The 17802-nt window shown below is 42.0% G+C and carries 16 protein-coding genes; all 16 read right to left on the bottom strand.

The features are described from left to right. Nucleotides 1–462: 462 nt before the first annotated feature. The 16 genes from ABZD21_RS18265 to ABZD21_RS18190 all read right to left on the bottom strand — a co-directional run bounded on the left by ABZD21_RS18265 (nt 463) and on the right by ABZD21_RS18190 (nt 16734). Complete coding sequence (locus tag ABZD21_RS18265; RefSeq protein ID WP_372776568.1) at nt 463–1353, bottom strand: glycosyltransferase family 2 protein; 891 nt, start codon at nt 1351–1353, stop codon at nt 463–465. Nucleotides 1354–1687: 334 nt separating this feature from the next. Beyond that, on the bottom strand, nt 1688–1981 hold the full coding sequence (locus ABZD21_RS18260; RefSeq protein WP_372776567.1) for a GIY-YIG nuclease family protein: 294 nt from the start codon (nt 1979–1981) through the stop codon (nt 1688–1690). A 416-nt stretch (nt 1982–2397) separates the two neighbouring features. Then, nucleotides 2398–3294 carry a glycosyltransferase family 2 protein gene (locus ABZD21_RS18255; protein WP_372776566.1) on the bottom strand — a complete coding sequence of 299 codons (897 nt, stop codon included), beginning with the start codon at nt 3292–3294 and terminating at the stop codon, nt 2398–2400. Then, nucleotides 3291–3680, bottom strand: a complete 390-nt coding sequence (locus tag ABZD21_RS18250; RefSeq protein WP_372776565.1) for a putative colanic acid biosynthesis acetyltransferase — start codon at nt 3678–3680, stop codon at nt 3291–3293. Before ABZD21_RS18250 ends, ABZD21_RS18255 begins: the two co-directional genes overlap by 4 nt. A gap of 170 nt (nt 3681–3850) precedes the next feature. Then, nucleotides 3851–4444, bottom strand: a complete 594-nt coding sequence (locus ABZD21_RS18245; protein WP_372776564.1) for a hypothetical protein — start codon at nt 4442–4444, stop codon at nt 3851–3853. Further along, nucleotides 4441–5547 (bottom strand): glycosyltransferase, encoded by a 1107-nt coding sequence (locus ABZD21_RS18240; protein WP_372776563.1) that lies wholly within the window; start codon nt 5545–5547, stop codon nt 4441–4443. Before ABZD21_RS18240 ends, ABZD21_RS18245 begins: the two co-directional genes overlap by 4 nt. A gap of 9 nt (nt 5548–5556) precedes the next feature. Then, nucleotides 5557–6381 (bottom strand): glycosyltransferase family 2 protein, encoded by an 825-nt coding sequence (locus ABZD21_RS18235; RefSeq protein WP_372776562.1) that lies wholly within the window; start codon nt 6379–6381, stop codon nt 5557–5559. Nucleotides 6382–7685: 1304 nt separating this feature from the next. Continuing rightward, entirely contained in the window at nt 7686–8282 is a 597-nt protein-coding gene (locus ABZD21_RS18230; RefSeq protein ID WP_372776561.1) for an acyltransferase, read from the bottom strand. An 18-nt stretch (nt 8283–8300) separates the two neighbouring features. Further along, the gene (locus ABZD21_RS18225) at nt 8301–8945 is read right to left on the bottom strand and encodes a CatB-related O-acetyltransferase (protein ID WP_372776560.1); all 645 of its coding nucleotides are present in this window, start codon (nt 8943–8945) and stop codon (nt 8301–8303) included. 59 nt (nt 8946–9004) lie between these two features. After that, entirely contained in the window at nt 9005–9856 is an 852-nt protein-coding gene (locus ABZD21_RS18220) for a glycosyltransferase family 2 protein (RefSeq protein WP_372776559.1), read from the bottom strand. Beyond that, nucleotides 9843–10937, bottom strand: coding sequence for a polysaccharide pyruvyl transferase family protein (locus ABZD21_RS18215; RefSeq protein WP_372776558.1), 1095 nt, complete (start codon nt 10935–10937; stop codon nt 9843–9845). The genes ABZD21_RS18220 and ABZD21_RS18215 overlap by 14 nt, the downstream gene beginning before the upstream one ends. Before the next feature lie 72 nt (nt 10938–11009). After that, complete coding sequence (locus ABZD21_RS18210) at nt 11010–12752, bottom strand: thiamine pyrophosphate-binding protein (protein ID WP_372776557.1); 1743 nt, start codon at nt 12750–12752, stop codon at nt 11010–11012. Nucleotides 12753–12772: 20 nt separating this feature from the next. Then, complete coding sequence (locus tag ABZD21_RS18205) at nt 12773–13834, bottom strand: NAD-dependent epimerase/dehydratase family protein (RefSeq protein WP_372776556.1); 1062 nt, start codon at nt 13832–13834, stop codon at nt 12773–12775. A 32-nt stretch (nt 13835–13866) separates the two neighbouring features. Further along, complete coding sequence (locus ABZD21_RS18200; RefSeq protein WP_372776555.1) at nt 13867–15405, bottom strand: lipopolysaccharide biosynthesis protein; 1539 nt, start codon at nt 15403–15405, stop codon at nt 13867–13869. A gap of 527 nt (nt 15406–15932) precedes the next feature. Next, entirely contained in the window at nt 15933–16199 is a 267-nt protein-coding gene (locus ABZD21_RS18195; RefSeq protein ID WP_372776554.1) for a hypothetical protein, read from the bottom strand. A gap of 16 nt (nt 16200–16215) precedes the next feature. Further along, a complete protein-coding gene (locus tag ABZD21_RS18190) occupies nt 16216–16734 on the bottom strand; it encodes a hypothetical protein (RefSeq protein ID WP_372776553.1) in 519 nt (172 codons plus the stop codon). Nucleotides 16735–17802 lie beyond the last annotated feature (1068 nt).

Genomic DNA, 17802 nt, shown 5'->3' with positions numbered 1-17802 from the left:
GTAATGAGTCGTGAGAAAAGAAGTAATCGAAACTTGCAACAGATTGCCACGTCCTCCTATGTCGTCCTCGCAATGACGATCGTAGGAACATCGCACAAACCTTTGTGTCTTTGGAACTTTGCGTCTTTGCGTTTAAAGATTTAACCACAGAGGACACTGATGTAGCTGCAAGTCGAGAGTCATGAGAGAAGAAGTAATCTTTCCTTGCCCGGGACAGGTTGCTTCGTCCTCCTTCGTCGTCCTCGCAATGACGAGAGGTTGCCACGTCCTCCTTCGTCGTCCTCGCAATGACGATCGTAGGAACATCGCACAAACCTTTGTGTCTTCGGAACTTAGCGTCCTAGCGTCTTAGCGTTTAACTCTTCTCGCCTTAGCGTTCAACTCTTCGCGTTTAACTCTTCCCGTCGTCCCGTTCAAATCTTCTCTACGAAGAGCAACAGATTGCTCCGAACCGCCTGCGTACTACCGGTGGCGGGCGCCGTGAGTCACTTGTTTGCGGGCCAGTTTGCCCAGGCTACGTTTGGCGCGTTCCCAGTTTAGCTTACCTAGTCGGCGGATGCGGCTGCGTTTGGGTTGTTTAAAGGTATGTTCGTCGCGCATGCGGATTAGGCGGGGGTAGAGGTATTGCGGAACCTTGCGCCCAATTTTAAAGGCCAGGGTAAACAGGCCATACAGTTCGTGGCGTTTAATGATCACCAAATCTTCGGTCGACTTTTTCTTTTGCAGTTGCGGGTTGGTGCTTTTACCGCCTAGGCGCATCTTCACCACCCACTCGTCGAGGAACTGCTTGCGGACCTCCGGATTGCGGAACCAGCGCAGGCTGATGTCGTAATCGCTGGCAATGGCGAAACTATCGTCGTACAGTCCGTATTTGTCAAACAGTTCGCGCTTCACATAAATGGTGGTGTGCAGCGGAATCCAGCCGAAGCTCATATAATGTTTGTAGAACGGCTTGGCTTTATAGATGCGTTTCACCACACGTTCGTCGTCGCGCGGAACATACATGCCGTTGGCATACACCAAATCGGCATTCGTTTTACGGAACGCGTTCACCACCTTGTTCAGGGTGTTGGGGGCGTAAAACAAGTCGTCGGAGTGCAGCACCCCAATTATATCGCCCGTAGCCATCCGGATGCCCTTGTTCAGCGCATCGTACAAACCCTTATCGGGCTCCGAGATGTAGGCCGCCAGCCGATCGCGATACTGATCAATCACGCCACGGGTACCATCAACCGATCCGCCATCCACCACAATGTGCTCCACCTTGTCGTAAGTCTGGCTCAAAACCGATTCTATACAATCGCCTATGTAGTAGCAATTGTTATAAACAATGGTAATAATCGAAACTTTCATCTTCTATTTTGAACTGTTGTTTTTCTACTTATCCTGTTTTCGCCATCCCCCTTCTCGCGGGGCGCGAAGATACACATTGAGATTGAAAGAGGCAATTGGTCCCCATCATCTCCGTCATTGCGAGCGAAGCGAAGCAATCTGTTGTTGTTTAGTAAGAGATTGCCACGTCCTCCCTTCGGTCGTTCCTCGCAATGACGGGGTCGCGGTTGTGAGGAACAGATTGCTTCGTCGTGCCTCCTCGCAATGACGTTCCCAGTCCCGTCATTGCGAGCCCGAAGGGCGAAGCAATCTGTTGCTGCTATCGCTGTCATTGCGAACGAAGTGAAGCAATCTGTTACTCAACCATCCCCAATAAATCGATCCATTCGGGGTTGAAGCCGTTGATCAGGTCCAGTTTCTTTTGTCGATTGCCGCCTTTGATTTGTTTCTCGCGGGCAATGGCTTCTTCAATTTGGCTAAAGCCCTCGAAATACACCAGCTTGTAAACATTGTACTTGCTGGTAAATGCTTTTTCATAAAAGCCGGTCCGGTGTTCGTACAGGCGTTTGCTTAAATTACTGGTTACGCCGGTGTACAAAACCGTGTGGTTTTTATTGGTCAGGATGTAAATGTAACCACCTCGTTCCATAGCGTCTAGTTTATTTGTTGGCAAGAGGTTGCTTCGTCCCGTCATTGCGAGCCCAAAGGGCGAAGCAACCTGTTGCTGTTATTACCGTCATTGCGAACGCAGTGAAGCAATCTGTCCCACCCAACTCCGTCATTGCGAGCGAAGCGAAGCAATCTGTCGATGTTTGGTAAGAGGTTGCTTCGTCCTCCTTCGTCGTCCTCGCAATGACGAGAGGTTGCTTCGTCGCCTCCGTTTCACTGCGGCTCCTCGCAATGACGGGGTCGTGGTTGAGAGGAACAGATTGCTTCGGTCGTCGTGCCTCCTCCCTCGCAATGACGCTGCTATTACCGTCATTGCGAGCCCGAAGGGCGAAGCAATCTGTCCCTAATATCGTTTCCGCAAACCGCCACCCGAAGCTTACACCTTGCGGCTAACTGCTAATCCAACCGGTACGTCTCCCGGATATAGGCTATAATCGCCTGTTCATCGCCTCCAAAGCGGCGTTTTAGTTCGAAGATCTTGGCATCAACCAAAAAGCGATACCAAAAGCCTTGCAGAACATACCAGATAAAACCGGCTTTACCATCCAGGAACCCTAAGCGGATGATATAGCGATAGAAGAAATAAACCACCGGACGAACAAACAGCGGCAGTTTCAGATAGCGCAGCTTGAGCCAGCGTTTGCGTTGTTCTTCGGTTCCAAAGAATTTCGGAACAACCGTATTTTCGGTAAAAATGCCATATTGAATGTCCAGCATATCCACCATTTCTCGGGTGGCGTAGCCGTTGTGTTTGCCGGTCCACCAAGTCAGGTCGTTCAGGTTCTCATCTACCTGCACCAAATCCAGTTCTACGCTGCTGCCTTCCGACAGCTTAATGTGTTCATCCATCCACCGGTTTTCGCAAAAGCCTTTACCGGTGCGCCAAATTTTTAAATGCCAGGCCGGAAACCAGGCGCCATGCAACAGCGGACGACCCTGGAAAATAATCTTCCGTTTTACATAGATGCCGCTAACCTCCTGCGGCAAGGCTGAAATTTGCGCTTTTAGCTTTTGGCTGTCGCAGGCTTCCAGATATTCATCGGCATCAATGCGCCAGACCCAGTCCGATTGGATGGGGCAGTTGTGCAAGCCCCAGTTAAACTGATTGGCATAGTTCTTCCAAGGATTCTGATAAACCTTAGCTCCTAATTCGGTCGCCAGTTTTACGGTATCATCTGTACTGTACGAATCCACCACAAAAACCTCATCTACCAATCCGGCTAAGGATTTTATACACCGTTCAATATGTTGTTCCTCGTTATAGGTGAGGATAATGGCTGCCAGGCTTGTCATGCTTTCAGTTCTCGTTTTTTAATGAATTTAGCGGGGTTGCCGCCTACGACTGTCCAAGGTTCAACGTCTTTAAAAACTGCTGAACGGGCTCCGACGACGGCTCCTTGTCCGATTTTTACATTTGGTCCAATAAAGGCATCGGCAGCCACCCATACCTGATCGGCAATTTCAATGGGGCATAAAATCAAGTTGATTTTTGAATCCGAAATATCATGGCTCGATGCACATAAATAGGCTTTTTGCGAAATGGTTGTATTCGCCCCAATGGTAATTTTTCCTTGGTTGTAACAATCTACCTGCGGCCCCAAAGTGGCATAATCTCCTAGTTCCAAATTCCATGGTGCCCAAATCTTTACTGAAGCGTATACGTGTGATCCCCTGCCCATTTGTGCTCCAAATAGTTGAAGAATAAATCTTCTCCATCTTTTAAATAGCCGGCTTGAAAAGGGACGAAAAAGCAACCAGTGGCAGGTGTTCCAAATGGCTCTGCCAATTTTGTTTCTTGTATTGAAATGATGAGTATAATGGGATATATCGACTTGAGGCATACTTGATTTCATAAGTAATTATACCGGAAATTCTCATACGTTTCTTTTTCTAGGCGGGGGGCTATCGGTTTGCATGGATGTCCAAAGCAGATATAGTTTTCGGGCATATCTTTTAAAACCACACTCCGAGCTCCAATCACACACATTTGTCCGATTGTAACTCCTTTGCCAATAAAAGTAGATGATCCAATAAATGCACCATTCCTTATTCGAACAGGTGCTAGATCTGAAGCAAATTGCCTAGATTTTACGTCATGCCCTCCTGGAATAATCTGAGTATGAGTTGCAATACTTACATAGTCTTCTATGGTAATTTTAACTTTATTCTTTATATAAACATAGTTGTCGATTGCAGAGAAATTCCCCAATTCAAGATTCCATGGCATAAAGATCTCTGCTTTAGGAGAGATAAAACATCCTTTCCCAATTTTAGCACCGAAACATTTTAGGATAAACACTCTCCATCCTGAAAAGAGGTGAGGACTAGGCTTGAAAAGCAATAATTCTACAATTCGCCACATTTGAATCCTTAATTTTTCTTTAATGGAAATAGGATTGTGATAATTAAGATACCATAGTTGTTTTAAATCTCTTTGATTCATTTCCGAGTCGTATTATTTGGGTTTTTATCTATAATGCTTTTATACGAATTAATTAGTCGATCAGCTACGCTTTGGATTCCGTAATTTTGATTGATTAGTTTAATGCCATTTTGCCCCATTTTTTTCAGTTCGTTGACAGATTTATTTGTTGCATCTTGGAGTGTGTTGATCAGATTTGGTAATTTTAAATCAATCCACCATCCACATTCGTATGTGTTTAATTCTTCCCAGGGAGTGCCAGTCGTGGTAATTACGGGGATTCCTACTGCTAGTGCTTCAGCTACGACAATACCGAAATTTTCGCTGTAAGTGGGGAGGATAAATAAATCTGCATCTTTAAGAAAGTCCCATTTGTCTGCCCCATATTGGGGGCCAACTAGCTTAGCTCTCTTAATATCGTCCGTCTTTATTTTTTCATTGAGTTGGTCGATGTATCCAGCATCTCCATCCCCGGCTATCTCTAATGTCCAAGATTCTATGTTCGCTTGTTTCCAGGCAGTAAGAAATAACTCAAGGCCTTTTTTTGGATGAATTCGTGACAAAAAGACTAATTTTTTGCTGCCATATTTCGATTTGGGAGCTGGGATTTCATTTAAGTTCAAGCCATTGGGGATTACAACTACGGGATTTCTAAAACCTAATGATTGCACATTTCTTTTTTCTAGTTCACATGTCGTATGTAACAATGCTGCTTTGCGGATATCTTTGCTTTGGTATAGGATCATGGCCAGTTTTTTCTTCCATGGATTACGTTGCATGATCCAGGGTTCGAGCATGCCGCGAGGAGTTATTAAATAAGGTATCTTGAGCTGTTGGCAGAGGGTCGCAGCAATGTGTATAAATGGATGCCAAATATGTTGCAAATGTATTAAGTCATATTTTTCTCTAATTAATACATTGGCATACTTTTTAAGTTCTTGTTTGGTCAAGAATCCTATGGTCAAGTTTGCTGTTGGAGGGATTTCAACAGGATTAGATGTCGGTTGGGCGATAATTTTTACTGTTATCCCCTTTTTTGCTAGTTCTAAGCAGGTTTGCGGTACGCTACGTGCCGGACCACCTGAGCTTTCGTCTAAAGACGCGATAATGTGGAGTATTTTCATCGAATGGTTCTAATCATATTTGTTCCCAAATAACCAATGGATTGCAATATCTGGAAGTATATTGATGAGATACAGATAAAGAACAAAGGCAGAGGCTTTAAAAAGGCCATAATGCTTTCGTCGAAAATAGAAATTAATCCCGGGATGCGAGCCCAACGGAGAATACAGTTTTTTGAATCTGCCGATAAGATTAGTGTTGTTCTTCCTTACACGGCAAAGATCATTTTTTGTGCCCGAGGCAATCGCCTTTCTGGTGGTGTAAACTCCGATTCCTTTAGCTGTCGCTCTTAATCCGTAATCAACATCTCCTAAATCATGATGATAGATCGGGTCAAGATTCCCCAATTGTTCAAATACATATCGAGGTATTAAAACTGCGTTGCCATTTAAGTTTTTAATTGGATTCATTTCGCCGTTGGGGTGTATTAATCCCGAAGCATTTGTTCCCCCATAGAGGACTTCGCATTTGTCTTCTGACTCAATTATTCCGGAGACGAGGGCTTTGTGTTTTTGTAACGTTGAGCACTCTATAAGTTCATTAAATGCTTCCTCATACAAGAAAACATCATCATTCAGCCAAATGTAAAAATCATAGTCGTTTTTTGATGCTTCCTTCCATGCAAGGTGCATTCCTCTATTCCAAAATAAGTCACCCGTCCCATTCAAAAGTACTACTTGCGGAAACATTTCTTTGATAGCCTTCGAAGTGCCGTCAGAGGATCCATCATCAACTAAAAAAATATCACAAGTTTGCTTTAGCTTAAATAAAGACTCCAATACTCTAGTTGTGTAGGCTTTTCTGTTGTAACAAGTTAGCAATACTGATATATTCATAAGGGATTTGATTTTTTTCGTTGATTATATACGCAGCAATAATTCCAATAAAAAGATTTAGAGGATAGACTTCTGTTATTATCGTTGAGAATGAGAAAAGTGAATAGAGTACGATGCTGCTAATTAAGAAGATATTTTTTTGTCTAAAGCCGACTATGAAGATTATTCCTGTAGTAATTAACAAACACGTAAATGGTAATAAACCTAAATTCGCAAGAAATGATCCGTAGAAGGCATCGGACCAAATGACATTCCTATTTGAGTTACCATATAGTGTTACAATAACATTAGTGGACAACCCAAAATTAGGGGATATTAATTCGGATTCTTCAAAAATGTTGTATAGTAGTTCTTTTCTGTTTCCTATTGAACTAGCAGAGCTCCCTTCATTTCTGTTTGTTAATAAATCTGCGTTACTAAACAGCAGGAGTACAAGAAGAGGGGATATCAAAAACCATTTTCGGAAATGTATGCTGTTTTTAATTTTGGCTAGAAAAAACATAATTAAAAAAACAATCATCCCAGTAGACGACATTGAGAATATAATGCTGATAAATGAAATAATTTCGATCAGATATTTTCTCTTTTGAGGCAAATTAAGCGGTAAGCTGCATAAATAAAACAAACATACAAATGATGCTGCTGAGTGAGGATGCGAAAAAATTCCGGGAACTCTCGAAGTCAGTCCAAAATAGGTTGTCCCGTTGTAGGGGGGCATATAAAATAATTCGTAGGTCTGTAACAGAAGATGAATAATTAATAATCCGAAAAGTATCTTGAAAACATCTTTAAGGAACGGTTTGTCGATGTGCCCCGATAAAAATATAAACAGGAATAAAGGGTACAGCCATCGTAAGCCAGCAAGCAAGACAATAGTGGGTTGCTGATTACTGAATATGAGTTGAATGCAGATACCTATTGTAACAAAAGGTAGTAGCTTGTAAGTTTCGGGCAATTTACGTTTGTATAACGTTTGAAGAATAGATATGCCCACGATAGCAATCATGCCGATATCTTTTATGTATTTAATGACAAATAGTCCACCCCTGGCGTTAAAATCGCCGAACCCAGTTGCCCATTTAATCTCGTTGATATTAATCAAAGGAATAAGTATCAGGATGATTCTAATGATCCACTGGATCGTGCTTGTAAATTCATCTCGCTGAATTAACTTTTCATATATATTCTCAACCTGTTTAATCATTTTTTAGGTATTGTATTGAATAGATTTGTATAGCATTATAATAAGGGTGAATTTTTGTGTTTACTTTTCAACTATATAGTTAGATAAAAGCGTTTGTTAATTACTCAATATTGCGTATAACTATTGCAGGGTTGCCAGCAGCGATGCACATCGGAGGAATGGGTTTTACAACGACTGAGCCCGCACCAATAACACTTCCTCTTCCGATTGTAACTCCTTTTAGGATGATACTTCTTGCGCCAATAAATGCGTCATCTTCAATAACAATTGGAGATGACGATACGGCTGTCTTATCATTCCGCTTATTTGGATGAATTGGGTGTGCGTCGGAATCTGTAATGAGAACGCCGCTACCTATTAAAACATTATTGCCAAGTGTAACTTCATTTTCACAGGATATAGTGGCGCCAGATATGCCAACATTATTTCCGATCTTTAACACAGCATTGGGTTCGAGTGCATTTAAAATTACTTTTTGAAATACACCGATAGAGTTGTTTTTTGCATTACTGCATGCTGTAAAATTATTTCCAATTTCGATTGTCGCATTTGGATGTTTCCTAACTAGAGGGAGCCTATGGAAACGCCAAGTTTTATTCCAACGGCCAAATTTCCAAATACAAAAAAGTATATCTCTTGCTAATCTCCAAATGTAATATGGGGCCATGATTAGCTTAAATATTTGGGATCTTGTCATGACAGAATTTTTTAGCCTTTATTCTTTTGGTGTTTTGATAAGTTGATTAATGAAATCTTTCGGTGCATTAGCTTTATGAGCAACTGACTTTAACTTTAAAATAGAATAATTCCACCATTCTGTTTTTAATAACAATTCGATTAGTTCACTATCAAATCGGTAACGGATAATCCGGGCAGGAACACCACCTACAATTGCATAAGGAGGGACATCTTTGGTTACTACTGAACCAGCTGCAACAACAGCTCCATGGCCAATTTTCGTACCACCTATAATTATTGCACGGGCTCCAATCCATACATCAGAACCAATTTCAGCAGGGGTGAATTCTTTTGTATCATGTTTAGCTCCAAGCCATGTGGCTCCGGAGGCATGATTGGAGTAAAAACCAGGATAAGTAGAAACGAAATCCATAGGATGTGAACCCATGCCACACATGACTTCTGGTCCTATGCTACAAAATGCGCCGATAGTTGTACGTTCAAAAGTACAGTTTTCCCCAATATAGGTATATCTCCCAACCAAACATTGACCCAACTTACAATTCGAGAGTATCCGCACTTCTTCTTCTAAAATTGTATCTAAAGAGAGTTTTGAGCTTAACGCGATTCTTGCAGTCGGAGTCTTTATTCTGTGATATAATATTCGGAGGTACTTTTTCATCGCATGGTTTATTAAATAGTTGTTACATTCGTGCATTTAAGCTGGCAAGTCATTTATTTTTAGCTTTGGAGCCTATTCGCTGCGAATGAAATTAATTTGCTTAGATAAGCATAGCAAATATAGTGTTTGTAGACTATCAGAAATTGTATGGTTCTCGATTTGTAGGATTTCAAGCCAGAGTAAAGGATGCCTCCTAATGCGACTTTCTCCCAGAACTTTTTTCTTTTAAAGTCTAGGTGTGCTACAAAATCATTCGCCGGATTACTTAAATTTTTGCTAAGTTGATTATATTCTTTTTTAAAGATTAGAGTTGGAGTGGCACTAGTCGCTAGCGTATAATCTCGAAATAAATTAAATATAACTTCTGCGTCTTCGTATCGTGTTAATTGTTCGTTATGAGGGTGCTTTTTAGCAATGTCTCTGGAGATAATTGTGCATCCAGTCCGAGGGAAACATCTCATCACAGACCATGCTTTGAACCCATCTTGAACGATACCCTCTTTTTTTGTTTTTATAAAAAGATTTTCTGCCCTATTTTCATTAATGTAAAAATTAGCGCAAGCAATTTTTTGTCTCTTCGATATTGCAAGATCGAGTAAAACGTCTAGTGCGTTATCAAGTAATAGGTCATCTGCGTCTAAAAATACAATCCAGTCTCCATTAGCATGTTTTACGCCATAGTTGCGAGCAGAGGAAACACCACCGTTTTCTTTTTGATAAAGAAAAAGTCTGCTGTCATCAAAGCTTTTTACGATGTCGACACTGGTGTCTGTTGAACCATCATCAACAACGATTAATTCGAAGGATTTGTAGCTTTGATCTAAAACGGACTCAATCGTAGCACGAATGCTTTTTTCTTTATTATATAGTGGAATGATTACCGAAATTAAGCTTGTTTTATTTTCCATCATGGTTCTGCAAATTCTTTCGTAAAAAATTGAGTGATTGAGAGGATAGTTCTTTTGTTCTTTGGTTAATCTGATCCCAGTTTAAAGGTTTACTAACGGGAGCAAAGTTTAATTTATCTATTGATGTAACTAAACGTTCTTCTAAATCGAATAGCTCTAATAGAGAGTTGAACCGGGTTAGTCCTCTATGTGCATTTCCAATTGCGATAAAAGGTTTGTTGAAAATAATCGAGAATACACAGCCATGAAAAGAGTCTGTAACGATGTAGTCGGCGTTTGCAAACCCTTCGATCCAATCAGCGATAGCAGGGTAAGTACCGGCGTGATCCTTAATCCCGACCCCATATTTTTTCAGATTAATTTCTTTGCAGACACGATCGATAATTTCGGTTTTTTCTTCAGTAGGGTCTAGAATATAAGTACACAAGCCTCCTTTGTTTGTTGTGGCTTTGCGCCCAACCAGATTTAAGTATACATTTTTGTCTAATACTAAAGTTGGATCAACAAGTTGGGTCGCCGGAACTTTCAAATGTATCTGGCATAAAGGAATTCCACTGTTTTCTCTTACTGAAACTGCCTTGAATTTTTGTGCTAATTGTGCTAAAGCTTCCGTTTCTTGTTCGTTGTATTCCCATTGGTCAACACCAAATGATGCAGCATATGATATCAGTGCGGTTTCTTTGCGACTTGAAAAATCGAAGAAGTAGTCGGCCTTGCGGGTGATGTCGTAGTTCTTTCTCCAGACCTGATCGCTCCCGACAACAAGGGCATCAAAAGCATATTTAGAAAGCTTTTGCGGGTTATGCAACTGTCGTATATTTTCAGTAAATGGCGTTAGATATTTAGACCTAAATTCTTCAAAGTTCTTTCGTTCAAGCTTTGTTTGTCTGATTTGCTTCAAATACCCTTTTCGAAAACGGCCTACTAGGAGTTTTGCAAGTTTTTTAAATTGAGGCTCGCTATAGGCATTATCAATGAAATATACTTCATGCCCCTCCTTTAACAACAGGTGTTTTAGTGCGTAAGCTTGCAGAAAGCCCCCATAGTTTGTGTGAAATGGGAGTGTAAGTATTCCAACCTTCATGAATTTGATTTGTATTTGATTTTGAAAGTTCTTTTTGTCGATTTTCCGGACCCTTGGAGATTTCTCAAATGACTACTTGCGTAATATTTTCTTTAAAATATTCTTGCCATTTTCTCCAAGTACTTGCTTCGCAAATTGTTTAGCGCTTCCGTTGGTATTTTCTCGTATACTCAGAGTAGTTTCCAGAGCATCACTTTCATCTTTGTTGTTGGTGAAAACTTCAAATAGCATCGGCTTCTCAGTGGCATTGGGTGAAAGGAAGCGTTCATATATTTTCTCAAACTCAATCTGGTTATTTGCACAGATATATTCAAACCCCAGTTCTTGAGTGTAGTGTTTTACAAGTGCTGCTGATTTATTGCCAAAGTGACCTGCAGCGGCAATAAAACGATTGGCATCTTCTCCATGTTGTGAAGCGGGGTGATTGAACTGTCTGAATTCGGTTCCTACTCCGTTATTGACCAGAAGGATTCGGAGGTTGTTTCCAACGTGACGATTGCCAAGAACATTCATGTCATAGAAGAAAGCCAAGTCGCCAATAACGCCAAAATAGAGTTTGTTCTTATTGGCCAATGAAGCGCCAATTAATGATGAAACACCTCCGTCGATTCCAAAACCGCCAACGTTTGATGAAGAAGTTACGGTTTGTGGTAGGTCGAAGAAGTTCCATGAACGCAAACTGTTTAAGATTCCAAAATGGATGGTTGAATTTTCAGGGATACGATGAGCCATTTTTGATGCAAGCCAGACGTTTGAAAATGGTAAGTCCGGTATTTTATCTCTTAGTGTATCTAAAACAATCTGACATTGGCCAAAATAGCTATTTGTTTGTGCATTCCCAGTCTTTGCGTAGTAGTCAAAAAATGTTTGTTCCGGCATTTCAAAAACATAGCGTAATTTCCGGAATGTGTCACGAATTTCACCATCCTCGCTAACTCTCCAAACTTCTTTTCCTGAAATTCCGAACGTATAATAATCGCCGGTGATTTCACCAATATGGATTAGAACATCAGGGCGTAACTCTGTCTTATCAAGCATTTGTTGTCCGGCTGCAAGTGCAAACAATAATCTAAACTTGCCTTTGTAGCCACTTGTATGGTCGCAAAATACGACTGCATTGTTTGTTTCGCAGAAGCGATCGATCGCTTCCGTTTGGCTCTGAGAAAAGGTTGCATGAGCACCGATGAATATGGCGATTTTCCCATTCTTAAGCTCTGGGAAAGTACCCGTTGGAACAATGCGATTAATAACCCGGTAGTTCGGTAGTTCTTTTACATCGTAAGATTTACTGTAGCTAGTTGGCAGATTGATGTGCACTGGGCCACCACCTGCGCGGGTTAATTCCAGAATCGCTTTGTTGACTTTTATTTCACAGTCCCAAAGGTCGTCTTCATCTTTAACAATTGGGAGGTTGACACTTAGTTTAGCAACATCATTCGGAAGAGAGCTTCTGTCGGTCACCTGAGCAACATGATGACCAACTTTTGATACCGCCTGTGTTGACGTTACCGCTAATATAGGAAGTTTTCGATAATAGGCTTCGGTAAGACCAGGCATATAGTTTAACGATGACGTGGCTCCAGTACAGCTAATAACGACTGGTTCGCCTGATTCTGCTGCAAGCCCACATGCTATGTAGGCCGCCGAACGTTCGTCAACAGATGAATAGATCTCGAAAAATGGGTCATGTTGTATACTCCCGACAAATGTAACGTTTGTTGCTCCGGGAGATGCAATAACCTTCTTAATCCCATGTTTTTTTAGTAACATGATTAATACTTGGGTCTGTTTTTCATCGGTGTAATATATTGCCATGTTATTCTGTGTTTTATGGGTTACTTTTTGTTCAGATATCGATACGCAAGGTACCTCAATTTATTTTTGATACCTTTAATTTCGGTCAGAGAAGCATGCTCGCCGGTAAATTTATCTTTTAATGCTTCTGTCCTCCAGTTGATTCCATTAAACTGAGGATCTTTTAAGAATTTATTCAAACAGCTGCTCAGTCCGTGTTCTGTTTTGGTTAAGTTTTCCATTTCCAGATACTCAGCAATTTTAGAACTATCAAATCTCCGGTTGAAAAGTCTGTCATATAGTACCTGGAATCGTGATGGTTTACAGATCAGAAAATCATCGAGCTTTTGTAGTACTACTTTAGGCTTGAATCCCAAATGTTGTTCCAATTCCGCTGTGTATATTTCTATGATTTCTTTCCATTGAAAAGAATCCTCAATTGCAATGTGAAACGCTTCACCTTGTGCTTTTGCGTTTCCAATTATTGCCAATATACCTTTAGCAACATCGAACCCATAGGTGAGGGTGGTGAATTTTGAGGTCATGTCATCAGAAAAAACAATAGTCCTTCCTTTTAAAGCCCGATAGAGCCACTCTTCTTTTTCTAAAACGCCTAGTTGCAGTCGATTTTCACTATAGGTGATATAGGGTCGGATAATCGTCCAGTTAGTATGTCCGGAGTCTCTTAATATATTTTCTTGTCGGGCCTTCAATAAGGCATATTCATCGGTTGCCAAATAGTCGTTGTCTTTTGAAACGTCCAAGAGTCGCTGAGATTCTTCAGTTATTGGAGTTTCTGAATTTGCATACACTCTTGCAGAGCTTAAATAGACGTATTGAGTGGTAGATGCCAATAATAAGTTCACTCTTTCGGTAAACTCGGGAGTGGTGTAAACCATGAAATCAACAATGGCATCCCATTGTTCTTGAAGGAGTTCTTTTAAGAAATCAATATCACGGGCATTCCCTTGTCTATAATTGACATTTTCGATAGATTGACGAGGTTGGCGAGTCGTAACACTTACCTGGTCTCCACGATCGGCTAAAAGCTTGACCAAATGGACTCCCATTGCTCCGGTTCCTCCTAAAACTAAGATCTTCATAGTAATCTGAACTAATTTTTGGTTTAATCTTTTTAAGCGGTAGGCAACAGTTTCACTACCTTGGTTCTGACAAAGCTATTTACTTTCAATCGCCATTCTTTGTTTAAGCCAATTAGATACATTGCTGCGGTTGAGATCGTCATACAAAAAGCAGTTGAGAGTATTGACGAAAATATACCTCGCTCTAGCAGTAAATGAAAATAGTACGAAACGGAGGCAGAGAGAACAATGACTAATAAAACAGGCAAAGCCACTTGTTGTAGATATAAGATTACAGATAATCCAACCAGGTTTGAGACAATTATAAGCCGAACTGCAAACATAAGAAGATTAACAACTATGGCGATTACAAATACAGAATACGCTGGGTAGCCAAGATTTAACACGATCCATGCAATCCCAAAAATTAAAAGCTGCATGATCCCTAAAGTGAGTTCGTAGACTTTCATTTTGCCCGGCGCTCTAGCAGCAGTTGCAAGCGGCAGACTTATCGACAGGATGAGTGATTCAACCAACGAGAGCCTTGTAAATAAAATGGCATACTCCGGGACTTCTTTTAACCACAAACCCAGGATCATTTCCATTTCAATAAAAATGGGTAAAGCAAACACCCACATCAGGAAGAACGTCATTTTTGAGCCGTTAAAGATTAGTCGGAACAAACCTTTGTTGTCTCCCGAAGAGTAACTTTTTATTATCGGAGGATATAAACCGACGTTAAAGTTGGCTGAGAACATGTTTATTCGGGTGCTGATGTTTATTGCCACTGCTCGTGCTGCTACGACAATTGGACTAAAGCTTTGATTTAAAAGAATAGTAACTGCTTGGTTTCTTGTAACAGTAGTTACTTGCCCAAAGAGTGTCCATCCTGTAAAGCCTAATATTTGTTTAAACAGGGCGTTGTCCCAATAATATTTTCGAAACTGGCATTCCTGATATTTTGTTAGACAGATGATAACGTAGAGCAAAAGGTTTAAAATAGAGACTGCAAACAGTAAAACGCCATACAACTCAAGTTTGTCGTATGAAATAGACATTAGCAAATACACAACTGCTAACTTCATTAATACTTCTATAATCGAAACATAGGCATAAATGTGCATATCCTCGTGCGCAATAATCATTGCCATAAAGGGCGTTGCAAGCATTGTTGCAAGAAAAGAGAAGATTGAGAAGTGAAAAAGAAAGATTACTGCATCATATCTCGCGGCAGGTATTTTTAATTGTTCTTTTACATACCACATGCCAATGCTTTCTAATAAAACCAGAGCAACTATGGCAATCGTCAAATAAATTATCAGGTTAACACTAAAAATTTTGTATAATTTCTCGGTGTTATTCTCGCCTAATGCAAAGGAGAAAAACCGTTGGGAGGCAGACGCCATAGTTCCACTTAAAAAGGAGAAAAGCATTACAACTCCGCCAACTACATTGTAAATTCCGTAGTCTTCAACGCCAAGTACGTCAAGTACAATGCGTATTGTATACAGACTAACTAATAATATTAGTACCTGCCTGAAATACAGCATCAAGGTGTTTTTCGCGATGCGTTTATTGTTGCTATTGGTCATTGTAATCAATAATTAATCCTGCAGGCCTTCCTGTCTTTCCGCGCTTGCGAAATAACCACTTTTTCCCGAGAAACCATTGGGCTATTTTTAATCGGGGGGGTCATTTAACCAAAAAGTGATAAGAGAAGGGTGGCTTGTCCTTCTTCTTCGTTTTCGGCATGGCCGTATTTGGTAGAGATTGCTTCGTCGTGCCTCCTCGCAATGACGGGTAGTAGGGAGAGATTGCTTCGTCCTCCTTCGTCGTCCTCGCAATGGCGGTGCTGGGAACAGCCCCCTCTAACTCCCCCAAGGGGGAGGATAAGAGCGCGTGTCTATTTTGTTTCAGGTGTTAATGTGTTGTCGGTTTTTTTTGATTCAACGTAAACTCTTGGCGCATGGCTGTAGATGGGTTTGGCGTTTTGTTCGGCTGGTTAAGCGGCTTTGTAAATTGCTTAGGCGGCTTTGTAAACCGGTTGCGCACTGCTTTATTGGTGTTTGGCAGTGCTTTATTTTAGTTTCGCAGAGCTTTATTCTGTTTTCGCGGAGCTTTATTTTGTTTTTGCACTCTTGTAAACTGTTTTTGCACTTCTGTAAACTGTTTTCGCAGGGCTGTAAACCGTTTTCACAGGGCTTGGTTTGGTTTTAGCGGAGCCGGGAATTGCTTTTGTGCCGGCTTCGGTGTATTGAGTGGCTCGCTCGGCGGCTTTGGCCTTGCTTGCTTTTGTTTTTGCCTGTAGCCTTTTTGGTTTGGCAGGCGCAAAAAAGGCTCCCAAGGTTTGGTGGCATCGCTGTTGCAAACCCGGGGAGCTTTCCATTGGTTAGGAGTGCCTGCTATTGGCTAACTTCCGGCGAAGACTGGGTTTCGGTTTGGTGGTCCGTTTTGCTGTCGTCCTGTTTGGCAATGCGTCGCACCAGTTTGGCCAGTTGGCTAAAGGTGTAATCCTTCATTTTTACCGGGTTGGTTTGCTTGTACAAGATTTTACCAATGCGGCAAATAGATTGCAGCTCGGCATACAGCTCGTTCAGCAGATCGAGGTTGTTTTGCACAATAGCCGCCCGGTTGGAGCGTAGTTCAAATTTCCGCTGGTTGTCGGCATCCAGACTTTCGCGGGCCGAGTCGAGGGTGGCTGAAATGCTTCCGTTCATTCCTACAGCGGTGAGCTCGTTCCGGTACTTGGTTATGTTGAGCGATACCTGTCGGGTGTTCTTCAGAACATTCTCCACATCGTGTCCCCGTGCTCCTTTACGCAGTTCGGTGAGCCCAAAGTCGGCAGCCGAAAGGGGAACAGTCTTCTTGGCCAGGTCGAGGTAGCCGGTTAAAAAGTTGATCGGACTGATCAGGTTGTCCATGGTGCTGTACATCTGGTGCTCTCCGTAGAAAATATTTAAACGCTAAGACGCGAAGGCGCTAAGGGTTGTGTTGGCCTCTCTGTGAAACTCTGTGGGTAACTCAGTGTCCTCTGTGGTTAAGTCTTTAAACGCGAAGAACCGAAGGCGCAAAGTTCCAACGTTCCAAAGGTTTGTGCGATGCTCCTACGATCGTCATTGCGAGGACGACGCAGGAGGACGTGGCAATCTGTCGCAAGTTCCGATTACTTCTTCTCTCACGACTCACGACTCTTGACTATCTTCCGTGTTTTCGTTCGCTATTGCTGCGTGCAGCCGGCGCTCCGATTAGGGGTGCGTTGGTTTCCGGTGTTTTTTGAATCGATTGCAAATCGATTCTCCCGGTGCGTTGGTTGTGGTGTCGCTGTTCATCCCGTCATTGCGAGGAGGCACGACGAAGCCATCTGTTGCTCAACGCAGGAAGACATTTGAACGCTAAGACGCCAGGACGCGAAGTTCCAAAGACACAAAGGTGCTAAAAGTTGTATGCAAACCTCATTGGCAGTGTGGTGCCAGGTAGCGACATCCGTTTCGGGTTTTGCATTTGCCTGTGTTTTTTGCTGCACAACCGTCCCTCTCTACTGGTAGAGAGGGATAAGAGGGTGAGTTAACACGGTGGAGTTGCTAAGAGGGCGAGTTGCCCGCTGAATAAAAAACTCCGTGAAACTTTGTGGGTAACTCAGTGTCCTCTGTGGTTAAATATTTGAACGCGAAGACGGGAAGAGTTGAACGCAAAGGCGCTAGTACTGATTACTTCTTCTCTAGCGACTCATGACTCCCGACTCCCGACTTTTTTTGTCCTAATCCGGACGGGCTCTACCTTTTGTCTTGACACAAAAGGTAGCAAAAGGTCAAGGCTGATTTTTATCTTCACTCCTTCATCTTCCTGAAAGCTAAGTGCAACGGGTGATTCCCTCCTTCGTCGGGACTTCCCGTTTGGCACTAAGCTTTCAGTTCGATTCCGGGATCGATAAAAATAGGCCGGGGCTCGTGTTCGCATGGCCGGTTGCGTCATTGCGAGGAGGACGTGGC

Source organism: Mangrovibacterium sp. (genome assembly GCF_041596335.1).
GTDB lineage: Bacteria > Bacteroidota > Bacteroidia > Bacteroidales > Prolixibacteraceae > Mangrovibacterium.
This window is presented reverse-complemented; position numbering and strand designations above follow the sequence as displayed.